The sequence below is a fragment of the Candidatus Tisiphia endosymbiont of Sialis lutaria genome (genome assembly GCF_964026535.1).
Lineage (GTDB): Bacteria > Pseudomonadota > Alphaproteobacteria > Rickettsiales > Rickettsiaceae > Tisiphia.
The window spans coordinates 783201-803009 of record NZ_OZ032153.1; the positions used below are offsets into that span (position 1 = coordinate 783201).

General features: G+C 32.5%; 20 protein-coding genes. 14 read left to right on the forward strand and 6 right to left on the reverse strand.

Annotation, left to right across the window (positions count from 1 at the left end; all coding sequences use genetic code 11):
* Positions 1-121 precede the first annotated feature (121 nt).
* The 4 genes from AAGD20_RS03830 to AAGD20_RS03845 all read right to left on the reverse strand — a co-directional run bounded on the left by AAGD20_RS03830 (position 122) and on the right by AAGD20_RS03845 (position 2557).
* Positions 122-328 carry a hypothetical protein gene (locus tag AAGD20_RS03830; RefSeq protein ID WP_341748541.1) on the reverse strand — a complete coding sequence of 69 codons (207 nt, stop codon included), beginning with the start codon at positions 326-328 and terminating at the stop codon, positions 122-124.
* 329 nt (positions 329-657) lie between these two features.
* Positions 658-921, reverse strand: a complete 264-nt coding sequence (gene yidD / locus AAGD20_RS03835) for a membrane protein insertion efficiency factor YidD (RefSeq protein WP_094648857.1) — start codon at positions 919-921, stop codon at positions 658-660.
* 255 nt (positions 922-1176) lie between these two features.
* On the reverse strand, positions 1177-1902 hold the full coding sequence (locus AAGD20_RS03840; RefSeq protein ID WP_094648856.1) for a phosphoribosylaminoimidazolesuccinocarboxamide synthase: 726 nt from the start codon (positions 1900-1902) through the stop codon (positions 1177-1179).
* A 13-nt stretch (positions 1903-1915) separates the two neighbouring features.
* On the reverse strand, positions 1916-2557 hold the full coding sequence (locus AAGD20_RS03845; RefSeq protein WP_094648855.1) for an exopolysaccharide biosynthesis protein: 642 nt from the start codon (positions 2555-2557) through the stop codon (positions 1916-1918).
* A 618-nt stretch (positions 2558-3175) separates the two neighbouring features.
* Here AAGD20_RS03845 and AAGD20_RS03850 point away from each other — a divergent pair.
* The 13 genes from AAGD20_RS03850 to AAGD20_RS03910 all read left to right on the forward strand — a co-directional run bounded on the left by AAGD20_RS03850 (position 3176) and on the right by AAGD20_RS03910 (position 13289).
* Positions 3176-3628, forward strand: a complete 453-nt coding sequence (locus AAGD20_RS03850) for a hypothetical protein (protein ID WP_250311086.1) — start codon at positions 3176-3178, stop codon at positions 3626-3628.
* Between the two features lie 80 nt (positions 3629-3708).
* Positions 3709-4899, forward strand: coding sequence for a fatty acid desaturase (locus AAGD20_RS03855; protein WP_341748542.1), 1191 nt, complete (start codon positions 3709-3711; stop codon positions 4897-4899).
* A gap of 35 nt (positions 4900-4934) precedes the next feature.
* Positions 4935-5174, forward strand: coding sequence for an exodeoxyribonuclease VII small subunit (locus AAGD20_RS03860; protein WP_341748543.1), 240 nt, complete (start codon positions 4935-4937; stop codon positions 5172-5174).
* A 506-nt stretch (positions 5175-5680) separates the two neighbouring features.
* Entirely contained in the window at positions 5681-5809 is a 129-nt protein-coding gene (locus AAGD20_RS03865) for a hypothetical protein (RefSeq protein WP_275656733.1), read from the forward strand.
* 48 nt (positions 5810-5857) lie between these two features.
* Positions 5858-6808: an SIS domain-containing protein gene (locus AAGD20_RS03870; protein WP_094649287.1), complete on the forward strand. Its 951-nt coding sequence runs from the start codon at positions 5858-5860 to the stop codon at positions 6806-6808.
* Complete coding sequence (gene lptC, locus AAGD20_RS03875; protein ID WP_341748544.1) at positions 6808-7473, forward strand: LPS export ABC transporter periplasmic protein LptC; 666 nt, start codon at positions 6808-6810, stop codon at positions 7471-7473. Before AAGD20_RS03870 ends, lptC begins: the two co-directional genes overlap by 1 nt.
* A gap of 13 nt (positions 7474-7486) precedes the next feature.
* A complete protein-coding gene (locus tag AAGD20_RS03880) occupies positions 7487-7930 on the forward strand; it encodes an LptA/OstA family protein (protein WP_192866929.1) in 444 nt (147 codons plus the stop codon).
* A 30-nt stretch (positions 7931-7960) separates the two neighbouring features.
* A complete protein-coding gene (lptB, locus tag AAGD20_RS03885) occupies positions 7961-8683 on the forward strand; it encodes an LPS export ABC transporter ATP-binding protein (protein ID WP_094649294.1) in 723 nt (240 codons plus the stop codon).
* A gap of 70 nt (positions 8684-8753) precedes the next feature.
* The gene (locus tag AAGD20_RS03890) at positions 8754-8867 is read left to right on the forward strand and encodes a palindromic element RPE2 domain-containing protein (RefSeq protein WP_410520887.1); all 114 of its coding nucleotides are present in this window, start codon (positions 8754-8756) and stop codon (positions 8865-8867) included.
* A 259-nt stretch (positions 8868-9126) separates the two neighbouring features.
* Complete coding sequence (locus AAGD20_RS03895; RefSeq protein ID WP_250311689.1) at positions 9127-9594, forward strand: NfeD family protein; 468 nt, start codon at positions 9127-9129, stop codon at positions 9592-9594.
* A gap of 9 nt (positions 9595-9603) precedes the next feature.
* Positions 9604-10149 (forward strand): hypothetical protein, encoded by a 546-nt coding sequence (locus AAGD20_RS03900; RefSeq protein WP_239832658.1) that lies wholly within the window; start codon positions 9604-9606, stop codon positions 10147-10149.
* A 56-nt stretch (positions 10150-10205) separates the two neighbouring features.
* On the forward strand, positions 10206-11543 hold the full coding sequence (gene xseA / locus AAGD20_RS03905) for an exodeoxyribonuclease VII large subunit (RefSeq protein WP_341749445.1): 1338 nt from the start codon (positions 10206-10208) through the stop codon (positions 11541-11543).
* Positions 11544-11684: 141 nt separating this feature from the next.
* Positions 11685-13289: a transporter substrate-binding domain-containing protein gene (locus AAGD20_RS03910; protein WP_341748545.1), complete on the forward strand. Its 1605-nt coding sequence runs from the start codon at positions 11685-11687 to the stop codon at positions 13287-13289.
* A 335-nt stretch (positions 13290-13624) separates the two neighbouring features.
* On the opposite strand, the gene AAGD20_RS03915 is transcribed toward AAGD20_RS03910, so the two are convergent.
* Positions 13625-14815 (reverse strand): MFS transporter, encoded by a 1191-nt coding sequence (locus tag AAGD20_RS03915; RefSeq protein ID WP_341748546.1) that lies wholly within the window; start codon positions 14813-14815, stop codon positions 13625-13627.
* Between the two features lie 434 nt (positions 14816-15249).
* The gene (locus AAGD20_RS03920) at positions 15250-17703 is read right to left on the reverse strand and encodes an AsmA family protein (protein ID WP_341748547.1); all 2454 of its coding nucleotides are present in this window, start codon (positions 17701-17703) and stop codon (positions 15250-15252) included.
* Between the two features lie 145 nt (positions 17704-17848).
* Between AAGD20_RS03920 and AAGD20_RS03925 the strand changes: the two genes are divergently transcribed.
* Complete coding sequence (locus AAGD20_RS03925) at positions 17849-19732, forward strand: ABC transporter ATP-binding protein (RefSeq protein ID WP_341748548.1); 1884 nt, start codon at positions 17849-17851, stop codon at positions 19730-19732.
* The last annotated feature ends 77 nt before the right edge of the window (positions 19733-19809 follow it).

A 19809-nucleotide genomic window follows, 5' to 3' on the forward strand; every position in this document is an offset into this window, starting at 1 on the left:
TAGTAAAAATTATATTTTTTGCAATATTTACTAAACTCAAATTATATATACAATAAATAATATATACAACTTCTTTATTAAACTTAGGCTCTGTCAAAAAAATTTAGATGACTATTTCTATCTAACAAATCTTTATCTTGACAATTAAAACAGCCCCATACTTTACTAAATAAAGTATATGTTGAATAGTTAATATATCAATTTTTTTTAGGATTTCAACTATCTCAGTACATAAATTAAAAATTGCCTGAAAATCTAGGAGATTGCTCGAAGGAAATTTGAATATATCCGAGTCACAACATCTATCTTTAAACGTAAAGTTTATCATTCCCGCATAGGCGGGAATCTTTAGACCCCACAACTGTTGAAAGTTAGAAGAGGAAGCGGTTTTAGACCGGATAGTTTAGAAGTCGTATGTGGTCAACGTCATTGCGAGAAAGACCGTAGGTCGACGAAGCAATCCACAAAAGTAACCAAAGATGGATTGCCACGACCACTACGTGGTCTCGCAATGACAGAAAACCTATCTAAAACCCGCTTTACCTTCTAACTTTCAACAGTTGTGCTTTAGACCCCGCACTGAAGCAGGGGTGAAACAAGTCAAGCAAGAACGCCATCCTGTTCGCGAGACAAATGGATAGACGCTATTCGGATTAGCTATAGATTTTTACCTTTGTCTGGAGATAAAATATCTATAGGCACAGGATCACATCCGCCATGACAAAAAGGATTGCATCTGACTATTCTCTTAATAAATAACCATAATCCTTTAATATTACCATGTATCATTATTGCTGACTTAGCATATTCTGAACATGACGGATAAAAACGACAATTGACCCCAACTAGGGGAGATATAAAAAATTGATAAAACCAAATAAATATAAGTAATAAATTAAAGCGACGTTTTATTTTGAGCATATTTACCTAGCAAAGTATGTTATAGCTAACCGGATTTAACCCATAGCAAACTGATATTATTGCACATAAGCGTTAGTTTAAGAAAACAATAATTGAGAAATCGTCATTGCGAGGAGACCGTAAGGTCGACGAAGCAATTCACATTCATTAGATTGCTTCGTCGCTACTAAAGTAGCTTCTCGCAATGACGCCAAGCTATTTTCTATATGACTTTTAAATGCCATGCGTAAAGTGAGTTAAACTGATGCCTATGCGTTATTGCGAGCTATAAGCTCTATCTTTTAATAAATCAGCTATTACCTGATAAGATTTAATAGCTTTTTCTGGATCGCTGGCAATCATTTCTGCCCCAAGTTTCTCATTATTATTCATATTCCATAAACGACAATTATCAGGGCTGATTTCATCTGCCAACATTACCATAAAGTCTTCACCATTAAACACTCTACCAAATTCGAGCCTGCATTCAACAAGTCTTATACCAATACCTGCAAATAGTCCACTTAAAAAATCATGGGTTCTGATGGCTTGATGCTTCACTTCATCAATTTCTTGCTTATTTAACCAACCAAAATTCAGTATTTGATGCTCATTAATTATAGGATGCTTTAATTCTCTGCTTCTAACTCTAAAATCGATAATTGGGTGATCGAATACATATCCTTCTTCCATAGAGAAATCTTTTACAAACCTGCCACATGCTACTGTAGAAATCGATATTTGAATGGGGAAAATATCCACAGATTGTATTAATTGTTCACGCATATTCATTTTTTCAATTAGGTGATTCTCTATCCCCACCATATCAAGCTTACTCATTATAAAGGATGAAATATTATTATTCAGTACTCCTTTACCTGAAATATCAAAAATCTCACCATTTTCTAAGGTAATTTTGTCAGTAAAGGACATAATAAAAGCAAAATCTTCTTGTGACTGATAAAGCGCTTTACTTGAACCTTGATATAATTTTTGTTTCATTGGAAAAATAATGTCAAAAAAAGAGATTAAATAAATATTTTATGCTAATCCAGCTAGCAGCAATTGCTATAACAGCTATAATAAGACCAACTATAGAGACTATAAACCCCAAAAATATAGTTAATCCATCTCGATTTAAAAGACCTAATGTCATTATAGTAATACCAAGTGCAGGCACAGCATTGGTTAAAGGTAAAGGTATTGATATGGTAATAGCACAAATCAACGATATTAAACCAATAAATTGTTCGCAATATATAGAAGATGCAAAACTATATCTTGGTCGTATATATTTTTCTACCAATTTAATTTTTGGCACAATCTTGTTACTTATATTGATAAGTATATCATTGCTAATTTGATAATTGTTAATTTTAGATGGTAAAAAAACCTGTCTAAAACCAAGCAACATCTGCATAGATAAAATGATTAATGGTATCCCTACTATAGTAGTAAAACCCGGAGGATACGGTAGAGGAATGGCAATTGGTATGGCAAAGAAAAGCATCATTAATAGAAGACCATTTTCATGAAAGTCAATTAACAATTCACTGATTTTTGTCTTTTTTTTCTTTTCTTTTTGTCCTAGTTTGCAAAAAATACTAGATACCTTGGCTCTATCTAGTTGTTTATTTTTTGCAGTAATATTAAACATATTCACTTAAATTTTTTGTAAGTTATACTATAATTTTAGATTATTAAGAAATATAGTCAATTGATGAGAAATTGGGGACGTCGTCCCTCATCGCTTCTAGCCCCAAATTCTCATGAATTGACTATAATCCCATCAATGGTTTTCCTAAATTCTGAAAAGCTATAGCTGAAATGTAACACAATTGGAATAGATTTAGCAAAGAATATTTTTTATAATTATCAAGCTTTGCAGAGATGCAAAAAATGATAAAATATGCTATTCTAAAGAAAGCCTAAACATTGGTGCTATGAATTAACTATACTCTTATCCTTAGATAATTAGTATATACTAATTATGATATGCACTAAGTATTTTATGAAAAATATTTTTATTATTTTTATTCAGGTATTTTCTATTACTTAGTTAGAAGGTAAATTGTCATTCTCGCCCACTATTGTTATTCTCGCGTAGGCGGGAATCTAGACCCCTGCTTTCGCAGGGGTGACATTAAGTCAAGCAGGTATGACATAAAACAGGATCAACTAATATTCGCAATAAAAATTAAAAAAAATGACTAACAGCTATTAGTGCAAAGAAAATTTTTAGTATAATAATCATACAAGAATTAATGAGATTTTTATGATTACACTACTTGCTTCAATAACGGGCTTTATTAGCTCAATTATTCCAGAAATTTTAAAAATTCTAAAGGATCAAAATGATAAAAAACATGAGCTTAATCTTTTAGATCGGCAAATTGAAAGCCATAAATTAGGGAATACCAAACTGCTCTCAGAGCTTAACACTTCCAAAGACATTGCGGAGAATAATACTTTATATTCAACATATAAATCAGGCATTAATTGGGTTGATGCCTTAAATGGTTCAGTTCGCCCTGTTTTGGCATATAGTTTTTTTATTATGTATGCCTATGTCAAATATGTGCAATATAAAACTATACAAAGTACGGCAATCCTTGTGGAATATCTTGATGTTTTATGGAATATAGACGATCAGGCTATTTTTGCTGGCATTATTAGCTTCTATTTCGGACAGCGTATGTTTAATAAATTATGGAAACGTAAAATGTAATGCAACATATTATTTGTATATTGTGACATAATATGCTACAATACTGCCTAAGAATTTTATTTAATTAAAAGATTAGATATATGCTAAAAAGAATCGTTTGGAGTATTTTCTTTGTTCTAATTATATACCCAATTATACTTTCATGCTTGGTTGTAAAATACTATGCTAGCTATAAGATAGGTCTATTTGAGATAAGTTTGTTCATAGCTGGCTATTACGGCTCTAATATTGCTGTTGGTGTTGGATTGCATCGTCTATGGTCGCATCATGCCTTTAAAACAAATAAGGTGGTGGAGTTTATTCTTGTTATGATGTCAGCCGCTACTTTCCAAGGACCAGTTTTATCTTGGGCATCAAATCATTATAAGCATCATACTTATACTGATAAAGATCAAGATCCGCATAGCCCATTAAAGTTTGAGAATAGAATTTTAGGGTTTTTATGGTCACATATTGGATGGATGATAATTGATGGAAGCTATAAGTCCATTGACCGAGTTACTATGGTTAAACTTGGTAAAAATAAATTGCTGAGATGGCAATTAAAGCGTTATTGGCAAATTTCTCTATTTATGAACACTATAGTACCCGCATTAATAGGTTATTTGATTGGTGGTACTATCATCTCTGCCTATGCTGGGTTCTTGTTTATTGGTATGGGTAGAGCATTACAACAACATGCGACTTTTTGCGTTAATTCTCTATGTCATTTTGTTGGTAGCAAGAAATATTACAAAGGTACTGCCGGGGATATTTGGTGGATGGCATTATTCTTATTAGGTGAAAATTGGCATAATTTCCATCATGCATTCCCATCAGATTACCGTAATGGTGCTAAATGGTATCATTTTGATGTCCATAAATGGATAATATATGTGATGAGTAAATTAGGGCTGGCTTGGAATTTAGAAGTTACTCCTGAAGTTAGGATACAAGCGAAGGTGAATGAGACTAGTAAGTACCTAATAGAGGGAAGAAAGCAACAATTAAGTTTACTGCAAGATAAAATTAATCAGTTGGGAGAAAGAATATATGTAAAACTTAACGAGCTTGAAAATTCTTCTATATCGATTAAAGTGCAATTACAAAAATCATTTATAGAAATTCAGGAATCACTGAAAAAGCTTGCTGAACAACTACATTCATCAATTCAGTTAACAGAAGAGTCGTCAGAGCGATTACTAAAAATTGCTAGTAAAAAAATTAAAGATCGTGAGATGGCAATTTATAGGTTATATAATGAACTAGATAGGAAATATGTTAGGAACTAGATAAAATTGAAACAACAAATAATAATAGAGGGGCGATGCCAGACTTGACATCTATTGAAAATATGAGCTTTGAATCTGCCTTAGCAGAATTAAAAGAAATTGTAAAAAAAATTGATACTGGTGAGGAAAGCTTAGATTCATCGATTAGTAGCTTTGAAAGAGGGGTGTTACTAAAAGAACACTGTGAAAAAAAGCTACAGGCGGCTAGATTGAAGATTGAAAAAATCACTAAGCAAGCAGATTCGGCTATTATTATAGAAAAGATAGAGCTATAGTTTATAGTACCTAAGTATTATAAACAGCATAAAAACGTCATTGCGAGCTGATGTATCCCCACGAAATTGTTGCAAAATAGCAAGAATTGATAGAATATCATCATTATTTAATGATGATAGAGATAGTAGGTTATGGATGTAAAAACAATATTAAATCGAAGTAATAAAAGAACATTGTCCTTTTATACATAATAATCGTTTAAATGCGTTACTTGATGTTGCAAGAGGCTTGACAGTAAAAGATAAAAAGATTTATTCGTATTTTATCCTTGGGAAATTTATTATTGAATTTAATTATTTGCATACCATAAAACCATTGCTAGAACCCCTGGCATCTATTATAAAGACGGAGCTTTGTCGTGCTTAATTTCGTGGGGATACATCAGATTGCGAGGAGCCACTTTAGTGGCGACGAAGCAATCCAAAAATGTGGATTGCCACGACCACTACGTGATCTCGCAATGACCTCTTGTACTTTTCTGTAATTTTTAAATTGCCACGGAGTTATGCGTAAGGTAAGTAATAGGCAAGGATTGAGCAACGACGTCACCAACTTCTCATCAATTAACTATATTCTAATTTTCAACAATTGTGGTCTTATAACATCTTCGCTAATAGACACCAGTTTGCTGTGAATAAATACAATCGGGTTAGTTATATAATTTGTTGGAGTTAAATTGAAAATGCACTATCATCGTGACGTTGCTAAAAGAGTTATATTAAAAGAATCTGCCGCACTAATTGAATTATCTAATAACATTCCAAGTAGCTTTGATAATGTAGTAGATCATATAATTAATTGTAAAGGTAGAATTATTTTAACTGGTATAGGAAAAAGTGGTTATATAGCCCATAAGATAGCAGCAAGTTTTGCTTCTACTGGTACGGCTGCTTTTTATTTGCACCCAGCTGAGGCTAGCCATGGCGATCTTGGAATGGTAACTGAAAGTGACTTAGTTTTCATGTTATCTAATTCAGGAGAGACCAAAGAATTATTTGATATAATGAAATATTGTAAGCGATTTTCTATAAAGATAGTTGCCATGACTATGAACGTCAACTCTACTATAGCAACCAATAGCGATTTTTTATTATTAATACCACGAATTAATGAAGCCTCTTATATAGCCGCTCCGACAACCTCTGCAATAATGATGTTATCCCTTGGAGATGCACTCACCACTTCTGTACATGAAGCTCGAGGTTTTTCTGAAGATGATTTTCGACTATATCATCCTGGAGGAAAGATTGGAGCTAATCTTATCAAGGTGGAAAGTTTAATGAGGGTAAAAGATCAGTTGCCATTAGTATATGTCGATACTTCATTTACGGATACTATATTAGTTATGAACCAAAAAAGCCTTGGATGTGCGATAGTAGTAAATAAAGATTTGAGTTTGGTTGGTATTATAACAGATGGAGATTTGCGTAGACATATTAATGATCAAATAAATATGAAATATGCACGTGATGTAATGACTGCTAACCCACAACAAATTTCTTCCTCGAAATTAGCGGGAGAGGCTTTAGGAATGATGAATAGTAAATCAATTACTAGTATACCGGTAACTGAAAATAATATAGTTATTGGTATTGTTCATATCCATGACTTACTTCGGGCAGGAATTAGTTGATGAATGTCCATGATAATGTTGGTAGTATTATGGTTAAAATTCCCTTCATAGATAAAAATAGTAGTGCTATCATTTTATCTTATAGACGTTTAATTAATCTATCAAAAATCTTATCTTTTTTAGGTCTAGCACTAACCTTATACTTAATTTATATCAATTTTAATCCCATTAATAATAATTTAGAATCAATTGAAAATAATACCGAAAATAGTGCTTTTGCTCCAAATGATAAAACAAATTATGAAATAAAAATTTTAAATTCAACTTTCAAGGGTTTAAATAAAGACTTAAATCCTTACCAAGTTAATGCTGTGCAAGCATTTAGGACTTTAGATAATAAATATGCATTAGAAGAAATTAACGCTAAATATAAAATAAATGGTAATAACCTATTAGTGATCAATGCAAAAAATGGTATATTGAATGAGAATAGTCATATGTTAGAATTAACAGAGGATGTCCAATTTTTTTTAGGGGAAGGCATATTAAAAGCACAAAAAGCCCAACTAAATCTACTAAATAGAGAAGCATTTGGTAAAATGGGCGTGATATTGTTCTATAAAAATTGTGAAATTACTTCTAATAAATTTAGTTCTACAAATGATAATAATATTATAAATTTCAAAGGTAGCGTATCAACGATTATTGATGTATCAGATTTTTAGCACAATTTGCTATATGCTGTTTTTTTTAATAGTGAATTCAGCAATAGCTTATGGAGAACATCCATACTCAAAACATTCTAGTATGGATAAATTATATATTAATTCTGATAATTTAGTAATTGATCAGATAAAACAGCAAGCTTGTTTTACAGGCGAGGAGGTGACTTTATGGTTTGATGATATAATGGTAAAAACGACTAATTTAGAAATTTTTTATAAAATAGTTGATAATAAAAAAACTATTAATTACATATCCATACCGTCAAAATTGACTGCTAAAAGGAATGATGGTCAGGAAGTATTAATTGCTACTTCTGCAAAATATTTTGTGGAAAGAAAGGAGTTAATCCTACTTGGTGACGTAATAGTACAAAATAAGGACGGTATTATAAGAACCGACAAGTTAGTATATTATACAGAACTCAATAATGTAAATTATAGTAAATCCAAGAATTAATTGGAACAAAGAAGTATGTCGCATTTAATAATAGATAGATTACAAGTAAATAGTATTTCAAAATCTTATAATAAGAGAGTGATATTGAACGACGTATCTCTTCAATTAAAAACAGGAGAAATAGTTGGTCTTTTTGGTCCAAACGGTGCCGGCAAAACTACCTGTTTTAGTATTATTATAGGGCTTACCAAGCCAGATAGTGGAGCATTATTTTTTAATGATCATGATATTACCAATTTGCCAATTTATTTAAGAGCTAGGTTTGGCTTTAGCTATCTTCCTCAAGAACCATCAATTTTTCGTGGATTATCTGTCGGAGATAATATTAGATTAATGTTAGAGGTTTTAGAAAATGATCAAGAAATTATTGAACAAAAAATATTAGATTTGCTTAAAGAATTTTCTATTCTCCATCTAAAAGATATGCCGGCAATGGGATTATCCGGTGGAGAAAGACGTAGGCTAGAAATTGCAAGAGCAATAGCATTAGACCCTAAATTTATTATGCTTGACGAACCACTTGCAGGTATTGATCCACTAGCGATCGAGGATATTAAAAATTTAATTGTCCACTTACGTAACCGTAATATTGGCATCTTAATCACTGATCATAATGTGAGAGATACACTCAATATAGTTGACAGAGCATACGTTATTTACAACGGAAAAGTCCTATTAGAAGGAACACCACAAGAAATAGCTACAAGTTGCCAAGTAAAGGAGGTATATTTAGGACAATCTTTTTCTTTGTAACAAGCTTTGTCACAATAGAAATATAGAAACGATAAGTCTAGGAGTTTAAGATATAGTCAATTCAGGGGAATTGGGTAGCATGAACGATGGAGCGACGCCTATAAGTAATAGGCGAGCGACGAGTGCCGACGTCACCAACTTCCCATCAATTGACTATATGGTTGTTTACAATTGTTTGATCTAATATTATAGTAGAAATTATATAGTGAATTAACTTGATAAGTGTCAGTTTAAGAAAACAATAATTGAAAAACCGTCATTGCGATGAGCCACTTTAGTGGCGACAAAGCAATCCAAAAAACGATTAAAATGGATTGCTTCGGAGACTTACGCCTCCTCGCTAATAGACAGCACGATAGGTGCTTATTCGGCACTAATTCAGGTTAATTGACTATACAAAGTAATCTTAATACTACAGTTTGTAGATTAATTGAAGACATCATATGACCATATTTAATATTTCAATAGTAGAATGGTGGCTGATCGCTGGCATTATTTGTATAATTATAGAATTTTCTAACATTCCAAATGTTGGTTTTTTATTTTTGGGTTTAGGTGGAATATCTAATGCAATAATATTAAATAATTATTCAGACCTTTTAAAATACCAATATATAATTTTTGGGTTTATTTCTTTTTTATGGCTGGTTATTTTATGGTACCCACTAAAATTCTATGTTGGCAAAAAACATGATAAGTACGAATATTCTGATATGTTAGGTCAGGAAGTGCAGCTATATAGTAATGAACTGCTAATAGGAGAAAAGGGACAGGTATTGTGGTCAGGAACTATTATGAATGCCAAACTCAGCAAAGATTCTGTAAAATCAGCATATAAAGGAGACACACTTCGCATAGTACAAATTGATGGTAATGTTCTTATATGCACTGCAGAAAATTTGAAGAAGTGAGATCATAAAATGACTATTATTATTTACCTAATAGGAACCCCAGGAACCGGAAAATATACTATAGCAAAAGAAATAGCAAGGGCTGGTTATAGAATATGTGATAACCAACATATCAATAATCCTATTTTTTCACTGCTAAATTATGATGGATTGACTCCTATTCCAGAATTTGCTTGGGATGCAATTGGGCTTATACGAGATGGTATTTTTAATTTTCTAAGCCAAGAAATTAGTAATAATTATGTTCTTACCAACTGTCTCTATGAAGTTGATGGTGATCGTAAGCTTTTTAACCAAGTACAACAGCTAGCAATAAATCGTAAATCAGTGTTTCTTCCTGTAAAATTACTAATTTCACAGGAAGAAAATATTAAGCGAATTCAACATTTAGATAGGCTAGTTCGTTATAAATCAATCGACGTACAAGATGTTTATCCAGAATATCCATTAATTCAAATTTCTCATCCTAATTTATTTGAGTTTGATGTTACAAACCTTTCTGCTAGTGAGGCTGCAAAGAAAATCTTACAGTATAGTCAACTTCTCATCAATTGACTATACTATTATTGTGTTGACCATTTACGTTAGAAAACTATATTAGAAGGTGTATGATAGAAAATAATTTTATTACTAATTTAGTAAATCAGGAATTCTCAGTCACTGAAATTTCTAGCAAGATTAAGGAATTGCTTGAAAATAACTTTGGTTATATTAGAGTAAAGGGAGAAATTTCTGGTCTTAAGATAGCAACTTCTGGTCATGGTTATTTTAATCTTAAGGAAAATACAGCGATTCTAGCTTGCACTTGCTGGCGTCCGGTACTTGCCAAAATTCAATTTACCCCAGTTGATGGTATGGAAGTGGTAGCTATTGGTAAACTCTCTGGATATGCAGGGAATTCACGATATCAGCTATCGGTAGAGGCTCTTGAGCCTGCAGGTCTTGGGGCTATTATGCAAATTCTCAAGGAGCTGCAAGCTAAATTAGAAAAAGAAGGTATCTTTGATAAACCAAAAAAACCATTACCTTTCTTGCCTAATAAGATTGGGGTAGTTACCTCAATGACTGGGGCGGTAATTAGGGACATTATACACCGTATTAATGATCGCTGTCCGTCTCATATACTAATATGGCCAGTCACTGTTCAAGGTGGCAATGCTGCAAGTGAAATTGCTGGGGCAATTGAAGGGTTTAATAAATTAGAACAAAATATAAAACCTGATGTTATAATTGTTGCAAGAGGTGGGGGTTCTATAGAAGATTTATGGGCATTCAATGAAGAAGTAGTAGTACGTAGCGTATTTAGTTCAGATATTCCTATTATTTCAGCAGTTGGGCATGAAGTAGATAATACTTTAATCGATTTAGTAGCTGACAAGAGAGCTCCTACTCCCACTGCGGCAGCTGAATTTGCCGTACCTGTACTTTCTAGCCTTAATTACACAATAAGTTCGTATTATGAGACATTACTTAACCGTATTATTCAGCTAGTTAAATATCAACAGCAAGCCGTTAACTCCAATACTAATATTTCCAAAAGTCTAACTACTTATATAGACTATAATCAACAGCTTCTTGATGAACTAAGTTTTAGATTAACAGAGTCTTTGCCCAATTTACTTAAATTCAAAGAGGCAAAACTTGATTCACTGAATGTAGAAATATTAAATCCTATGAAAATAGTTGATTATAAGTCTTTAGAATTAGACCATCAATTTAATTATACACTAAAATCTATTAGCACTAAGTTAAAAAATTATGATCATCAATTAAATTTAAATAATCTACTACTTACCAGTTTAGACTACAAAACCGTACTAAAACGTGGCTTTACGGTAATCAAATCCGCCGATGGAGAATTTATAACATCAAAAGTTATGGCAAGCAAAAAACAAGAATTTAATATTAAATTTTTTGATGGTGATATATTAGTCCACACTATAAAATAGTGTATAGTCAATTGATGAGAAGTTGGGGACGTTGTCACTCGTCGCTCGCCTATTACTTTCGCTCCTAGCCCCAAATTCTCATCAATTGACTATATACTCTAATTAGCTTGAAGTAGAATTTAATGAGGAGATCTGTACACCATGCAAATACTTAAGAGTATCATCCCGATTATTATTATCTTACAAAACTTTTTTGCCTATGCAAATCATAAGGAGAATAATAATCAACTATCTAATCCCCTTGACACATATTTTACTCAATGTACTGAAGGGGTAAATGATAAAGATCATTTGCTTGTTGATTGCTATTCATTGGAACCCTACCAATTTAGCCATGTAACTAAAAGTGGACACCATAATATTACCGGTTTAGATATTGAATTAATCAATGCTATTAGTAGTAAAATTAACATTGGCATACAATATACTGATTCTGCCTGGGAACAAGTAATATCCAATATCCAACAAGGTAAAAGTGATATGGTGCCAGGACTTACTTATACCGAGGAAAGAGCAGCCTTTGCCAATTTTTCTATCCCGTATCGACTTGCAGAAATTTCCTTATTTACTTTACGTTCAGCAAGAAAACATCTACATTTTAATAATACGAATGAATTCTTAGCTCAGATACGTTTACTAAATTTTCGTCTTGGCATAACTAGAAAAGCTGTTTATGGCAATACCAGAACTACTGAGTACCTAAATCAGGCTAGTAATAATGACATCATCATTAAATATGGCAGTAATGCAGAGCTATTTAAGGGGTTGCTACGTAATGAAATTGATGGGGTTCTTGCTGACAGGATTGCAGGGGTAGCTCTTACTTTAAACTATATAGAAAAAGATCAAATAGAAGAGATCCCTACTGGTATTAAAACCCCTGTACATTTAATGTTTAGTAAGAAAACCGTATCTCCTAATTTAGTCGCCAGGTTTAACAATTCAATTAATGAATTTATCAATAGCGACGAATATAAAAAAATTGTAGAAAGGTATAAATATAATATCCTACTGCTAAAATCTATCGATTCATCATGGTGTTATATTATTGGAGTTATAGGGAGTATAGCATTCGCAATTTCTGGTATCATTATATCAGCTAAAACCAATGCTACGTTGTTTGTTACTTTTGTATTAGCAATGTTACCATCCTTACTAGGATGTATTTTACTTGATATTGTAGTACATAGTGTTAATGCCAGTCTTATTTTAACTCCATATTATACTTGCCGTATTTTTATAACGGTGCTTATTGGTTTCTTTGCTATTAAATTACTAGCTTATTATAACAAGCAATTATATGAGGATGATTTTATCCAAAAAATACGCAATAATACTCTTATTGTTTGTGATTCCTTAGGGCAAGCATCTTTTATGATAATTGGTGTTATAACTGTAATTGTACAAAAAATTGAACCATTAGAGTTCTGGGGACCATGTTTTGCCTGTTTGACTTCTAGTGTTGGTATAATATTCCGAAATTTAATTTGTCAACATGATAAAAATATCGAGTCTATACCTAGAGAAATTAATTTTGAAATATTAATATTGTGGGGTGCGATCTTTAGTATATTATTAGATTCTTATGCTTATAAGCCTGATTATAGTACAATAAAATACTCTATTATTACAGTATTTGTAGGAGCTTTTGTTAGTAGGCTTTTAGTTTACTACTATAATATCCCAAACTTAACTTTTCGTTCGGATAATACAGAAATTCTTACAAAAAATATAAACACAAATTGAATAAATAGTCATTAAAAGTAGTATATGGTCAAAGTCATTGTAAGGAAGACCGTAGGTCGACGAAGCAATATACAAGTCTGATGGATTGCCACGCTCACATACGTTCGCTCGCAATGACGTATGCGTTTGAGGAGTCGTAAGTCGATCCGTCATTGCGAATAAGACCTTAGGTCGACAAAGCAATCCACAAAAGTAACCAAAAATGGATTGCTTCGTCGGCTCATGCCTTTTTGTAATGACATATATGCACCCCAATCGTCATTGCGAAACCATGTAATGGTCGAAGCGATCCATTTTTGATCACTTTCTGGATTAGCTATATTAAGCAAGTAATGCTACCGACTCTTCACCGCCCATATAGTAGCTAAAGTAATCATTGCAATATAAATTCCTATAGATATAGAAGAGTCAGTAAAGTGCCAAAGAGCTATGCACACTGCAGGAGCAGAGCGTCCAAATATTGAAGTACCTAAAGCATCACCAATACTAACCAGCATATATTTATCTGAACCATGAAATAAGCTATTAAGCCAATAATTTAGTGGGCATAAGAAAGTTACCCCTAAGGCAATAATCCATAAACGGACAAAATTAACATACCATATAGAAGCATCAGTCATATATAACCATAATGGTACTATGCTAATAAATAGAATGCTAGTACTTACGATCATTACATCCACAGGACGATATTTTTTAACAAAATACCCTATTAATGGAATCATTGCTGCATCTACGATTAATAAAAGAGTATTAACACTCATCATCGCTTCCAAAGATATAGAGGTAATAAGAGGGACAAAACTATTCATCACTACAAAAGGTATGACATATGTCATATAGGAAAAGCCACTAATTATAGATATACGCAGAATATTGTACTTATTATTCAATATCACATTTGATGGGTAAGATTTTTGTTCTATTGCTCTTTGAGACATATTGGAATAACGTCTAAGATAAACCCCTACAATCCCTGTACTACCTCCTAATATAAAACATAAACGCCAATATTCATGGTGACTAGAACTAATTAGAATTGCACTGACAGAAGAGGCAATAATAATCCCAAACATTGTTGATAGTTCGTATAGGTAAGATGCTTTCACTCCTCGACTCTGCGTCTTATTTTCTACAATATATAATTTGGCAATACAATGTTCTCCTTCACCAAAAATTCCTAACATCATTCGAATAATAAGCAGCATCAATGGTGAAAACCAGCCAATCATTTGATAAGTTGGTATAACTCCTATTAACATAGTGGTAATAGCCACACCTATTAATGAATAGGATAAAGCCAAAGTTGCCCCTCGTTTTTTTGCAATTATACTAAAAATTATTGAACCAATTGGCCTGGTAATTATTGAAGTTGCTAACATGCCATAGGTTAAGATCAAAGCAACTATAGGGTCATCTTTAGGAAAAAAGACTATTGATAAAATTGGAGCAAGAAAACTATAAATAGCCGTATCAAAATGATCCAGACTATTACCTATTAAAATTGATAAATCTTTCTTTTTCATGAGAGACCGTAAAATTTTTGTCAAAAATTATCTATAGCTAACCCGATTAGTATGTTATCCATAGTAACTGGTGCTATTAGCGAGGAGGCACTTTGTGCAACACACCGTCATTGCGAGCTGATGTATCCCCACGAAATTCTTGCTACATGAAACCTAGATGTCAAGCAGTTTACGAACTATTTGACACGTGAAAAGTATAATCAAAACGCTATGTATTTTAAAAAATTTCTAATTTTGAGAATTTATTGCATTTTTTGACCTGATTAAATGTTCTTCAAACCTTGTGAAGTCTAGGGTTTACTAAAATCAATTAATTGGCAACTCGTGTTATTTTGCAACAATTTCGTGGGGATACATCAGCTCGCAATGACATCTTTAACCTTTTTTCCGTGAACACTCACATTCAATCTACAACTGTAGTACTAGGATGACTATTATTTAAATAATCCTTTTAACCCTTTTTCAATGGTAGATTTTACTTTATTGATGGGATCCTTATTATTAGAAGGCTCTCTTTGTTGATTATTTTGTGTTTCTTCTCCTGTAGCTTGTTTATTTTTTCTTCCCCCAATAATATTTTTTAATAGATCTTCAGGCTTTGTGCCTTTCTTAACGCCATCAACCACGCTATTTACTAAATTCTTCGTAAGATATTCCTTTAATGCTTTAGCATCAAGTTTATGCTGTGGATTATTCAGATTGCCGTACAGGTGAACTTTCAATGGTGGTATTGAATTTATATTTACATTAATAGTACTATCCATATCAAGGGTATATTTAGGTAGGTTAACATTTCCAGTAATTGTGACTTCTGACGAAGCAACATCTAATTTACCGTTTATTATATTAACTACCCCTTCTTTTATTTCACTATCCACCGCAAGCTTTTGAAAATTTGTTTCACCACTTGCCAAGAAAACATCGAGCATTTTTAAAATAGTTGCCAGGTTTTTAATATTTCTAAGGTTATCTAATAGTTTTTGTAAATCAAATCCACTAATTATACCGTCAGATGCTGTTAATGTTGCTGTACCAAATAGGTTACCTACATATTGAGATTGGCTTTGACCTTTTGTTTTGATATCTGTTACAAAATTAACAGTCCCTTGTGTAACTTTAATTTTACTTCCCTGTGAAGCTATATTTTGCGAAACTATATTTTTTAACTTAGCCTCTTTAAGAGTAGCTTTAAAGCTAACAGGTTGGTTAACTTGCGAAGAAATTTGTCCAGTAGCAAATAAAGTTCCCCCATATAAATTACCATTTATAGATTTAATATCTAGCACACCACCGGCAAGCAACATATTAGTTTTGACGTTATCAAAGTTCAGATTCCCTTTAATAATTTTCTGTATAGTTAACGTTAAATTTCCATCAAACTTGTTTAAAAATGATAAATCTATAACATCTTTAGACCAGGGTACAGAATTATCTACAACAGAATGATTTACATTTTGCACAGAATTAGCAGCCATATTAGGAGATGGTGTATCACTTAAGTCATCTAAATTTAAGGAAGCTATTGTTATATCTGATAAAATATTTGGTTTAGCAGAAGCTAAATTGATAGTTACTGCTCCACTAAGATTTATAGGATTCTTTTTTAACTGAACGGTAAATTTATTTATATTAGTTTTAAGAGAATTCTGTTGTTTATTTTGTTGTTTAACAGTCTCTCCCTTTAGCCAAATATCTCCAAGATTAATCGGTAGAGTCATGCCAAATAAACTGGCAATGGCTGCTATCTCACTAATTTTTACATTATAAGAAACAACTAGCTCTTTATCCCAATCCTTAACCCCTACATTACCTGTTAAATTAGCTTTATTTACAGTAAGATTAAGGTTATTTAGAGATAAATTTTGATCTAAATAAGCAAAGCTTGTTGCCAGAGAAACTGCCTTATCTAACAATTTAATTTTTAAATCTACCTTATTATCTTGAAAGTGGAAGTTAGCATTACCTTTAGCTAATAACTTACCTACGGTAAAATCAATATCACTAATTTTTAATAATTTCTTATCACTATTAACGTTAAAAGTTAGTTTATGATCTAAATCGTTAGGGATAGACATATCAGGAAAAATACTTTGTAGGTTTTTAGCAGTTCCTTCCAGTTTAAGTTGTCCAGCAAAAGTCATATTATCGTAAGCAAAGTTACCTGAAAAATTAACCTTTTCTTGCAGAGCATTTAAATCTGCTGTTAAAGATATGATACCCTGCTTGTCTTGTATATTACCTTTGATATTATAATTCTTGCCAGAAGAAGAAAACTTACAGGATAAATCAGATGGTCCATGAAGATCTTTGATTTTTAATCTGTCAATATCTATGGTTGTTGGAGAAGCGTTATTACCTTTAGTCTTATCAGTAAAATCAACATAATTTAACTTAGCATTAACAATTTTAATTAAGTTGATATATAAAGAAAATGGAGCTTTGCTATCGTTCATTTTATCAGTTGGGGTTGTACTAACATTGGTTGGTATTTTGGCAAATTCCCAAGAGGCTAAACCATTACTCATCCGTTCTAAATTAATTACTGGTTGGTTGATTTCAATCGTTGAAATGTCGATCTTTCCTTTAATTAGAGATAATATAGAAATAGAAGCACTTACTTCCTTAACATCCAATAAAGAAGGGTAGTTAGCACCATCTAGAGAGGCAAGTGTTAGGTCTTTAACGATAATAGTTGGAATGGGCAGCAAAGAAATGCTTATATCTCCATTGATTTGTAGTTCTCGACCAGTTATTTCTTTGACCTTATCAGAGGCTAGTTTTTTATATGATTCCAAAGAAATAAATAAAGGGGTTATCAGCAATATAACAATTATTAAAATAAATAACGCCACCGAATATTTTAGGAATTTTTGCACTATGCTGCTCATTATAATTATTTTATTAAATATATTGTGATGTCTGGTTTCTGTCAATGATATAGAATAATTAAAAAATCCTAAAAAAGTGCTTAGTGGGGAAGCTATAACCTGTTATAATGAAGTGCATTTTTGCATCATTAGAAAGAAATATTTTATGGTCTCTACCAAACAGCAAAATTATCCATTAAAATCATATTTATACTCCTTGGCTTACAAATATCGAGTATACCTATCTAGCATTGTCCTTATATATATCTGTGGTGCACTACTTGATATTTTTGTTAATTATCAAATTAGAGAAATTATTAATACTATTGCCAAGAATCCACATGACAATGTTACCCTACTTCTCTTAATATTTGTATTATATAAAATGATGCACCACGGGGTATATTTTACCTTTAGGCTTTTTGACATTAAATACAAACCAGTGATGCTGGCAGAAATCGTTGAATATGCCTACAACAAGACTATGAAACATTCTTTGCATTGGTTTGATTCACATTTATCGGGAGAAATTGCCAGTAAAATCACTGATTTTCAAGATGGCATTATAACTGTTATCACTATTCTTTGTCGTGCTTTGAGAGATATTGTAGTTGTTGTAGGTGGCATAATATTTTTGTGTACAATGAATTACAAGATAGCCGGAGTGTTAATTGTTTTTATTGTGGTGTATGTACCAATATTATCAGTTTTACTCCAGAAACAAGTACAGTTACAAGAAGAATATGTTAAGGCACGACAAGAAGCGGTAGGTATTATCAATGACTCTGTTGCTAATATTTTTGGTATTAAAATTATTGGCAATGTTTGGACAGAACTGAAACTAAAGCTCCTGCCTGCCATTGATCAATGGAAAAGTTGGGATCGAAAAACTCGGGTATATGATGCTTATTATGTAGACTTGACTGATAGCATATTAATTACTCTAATGGCAGCGGCTCAAATATTTGTGGTAGCATATTTATATAAAACTGGACAAATCACTGCTGGTGATTTTGCAATTAGTATGGTGATTACTTTTAGAATTGAATGGGCGATTGATCAATTATTAGATAATATAATATTTTCCATTAATCCTAAAATCGCTGCTATCAAATCTTCATACAACTTTATTAATACTATCTCAAATGTCACCGATACAGAAAATGCTAAGTTGCTTCCTTCTGTCAAAGGTGATATTAAATATCAAGATGTAACCTTCAACTATGGTAGTGGTGGAGATAATATATTTGACAATCTTACATTACATATCAAAGCTGGAGAAAGGATTGGTATAGTTGGGACATCAGGGGCTGGCAAAACTACCTTAATCAAATGTTTGCTAAGATATTTCAATTTGCAAAGCGGAACTATTTTAGTTGATGGATATGATATTTCGCAGGTAACGGAAGAGTCACTAAGAAGCAATATTTCAGTAATCCCACAGGATATTACGATGTTTCATCGTTCTATCCTAGAAAATTTGCAGCTGGCTAAATATGATGCTACTTTACAAGAGATTCAGGAAGCCTGTAAAAAAGCTAGAATACATGATGATATTCTGCAGATGCCCAATGGTTATCATTCAATAGTTGGTGAACGAGGGGTAAAAGTAAGCGGCGGGCAACGGCAACGAATTGCAATCGCTAGAGCTATTTTAAAAAATGCCCCCATCCTTATTTTAGATGAAGCAACATCGGCACTTGACTCGCCAACCGAGGCTTTAATTCAAAAATCTATAGATGAAGTTTTGGAAACCACTAATGCTACAACTATAGTCGTTGCCCACCGTTTATCAACACTTTTACACATGGATCGTATTTTAGTATTCAAGCGTGGTAAAATTGTGGAAGACGGTACTCATGCTATGTTAATCGCTAGAGGAGAGTTATATAAAACTCTCTGGGATGCACAATATAGAGGATTTTTGCCGGACAGTGAGGATATGTCAATTGATGAGAAGTTGGTGATGTCGTCGCTCAATGCTCGCCTATTACTTATAGGCATCGCTCCATCGCTCCTAGCACCAAATCCTCCTGAATTGACTATATAGCTAACCCGAGAAGGTTAGCCACGCATATAGACTAACGTCATTGCGAGAAAGACCTTAGGTCGACGAAGCAACCCATA

Bases quoted from the DNA above. Each gene is read 5' to 3' on its own strand.
- AAGD20_RS03830 (WP_341748541.1), bottom strand. From the start codon at position 328: ATGATAAACTTTACGTTTAAAGATAGATGTTGTGACTCGGATATATTC.
- yidD (WP_094648857.1), bottom strand. From the start codon at position 921: ATGCTCAAAATAAAACGTCGCTTTAATTTATTACTTATATTTATTTGG.
- AAGD20_RS03840 (WP_094648856.1), bottom strand. From the start codon at position 1,902: ATGAAACAAAAATTATATCAAGGTTCAAGTAAAGCGCTTTATCAGTCA.
- AAGD20_RS03845 (WP_094648855.1), bottom strand. From the start codon at position 2,557: ATGTTTAATATTACTGCAAAAAATAAACAACTAGATAGAGCCAAGGTA.
- AAGD20_RS03850 (WP_250311086.1), top strand. From the start codon at position 3,176: ATGATTACACTACTTGCTTCAATAACGGGCTTTATTAGCTCAATTATT.
- AAGD20_RS03855 (WP_341748542.1), top strand. From the start codon at position 3,709: ATGCTAAAAAGAATCGTTTGGAGTATTTTCTTTGTTCTAATTATATAC.
- AAGD20_RS03860 (WP_341748543.1), top strand. From the start codon at position 4,935: ATGCCAGACTTGACATCTATTGAAAATATGAGCTTTGAATCTGCCTTA.
- AAGD20_RS03865 (WP_275656733.1), top strand. From the start codon at position 5,681: ATGCGTAAGGTAAGTAATAGGCAAGGATTGAGCAACGACGTCACCAAC.
- AAGD20_RS03870 (WP_094649287.1), top strand. From the start codon at position 5,858: ATGCACTATCATCGTGACGTTGCTAAAAGAGTTATATTAAAAGAATCT.
- lptC (WP_341748544.1), top strand. From the start codon at position 6,808: ATGAATGTCCATGATAATGTTGGTAGTATTATGGTTAAAATTCCCTTC.
- AAGD20_RS03880 (WP_192866929.1), top strand. From the start codon at position 7,487: ATGCTGTTTTTTTTAATAGTGAATTCAGCAATAGCTTATGGAGAACAT.
- AAGD20_RS03895 (WP_250311689.1), top strand. From the start codon at position 9,127: ATGACCATATTTAATATTTCAATAGTAGAATGGTGGCTGATCGCTGGC.
- AAGD20_RS03900 (WP_239832658.1), top strand. From the start codon at position 9,604: ATGACTATTATTATTTACCTAATAGGAACCCCAGGAACCGGAAAATAT.
- AAGD20_RS03910 (WP_341748545.1), top strand. From the start codon at position 11,685: ATGCAAATACTTAAGAGTATCATCCCGATTATTATTATCTTACAAAAC.
- AAGD20_RS03915 (WP_341748546.1), bottom strand. From the start codon at position 14,815: ATGAAAAAGAAAGATTTATCAATTTTAATAGGTAATAGTCTGGATCAT.
- AAGD20_RS03920 (WP_341748547.1), bottom strand. From the start codon at position 17,703: ATGAGCAGCATAGTGCAAAAATTCCTAAAATATTCGGTGGCGTTATTT.
- AAGD20_RS03925 (WP_341748548.1), top strand. From the start codon at position 17,849: ATGGTCTCTACCAAACAGCAAAATTATCCATTAAAATCATATTTATAC.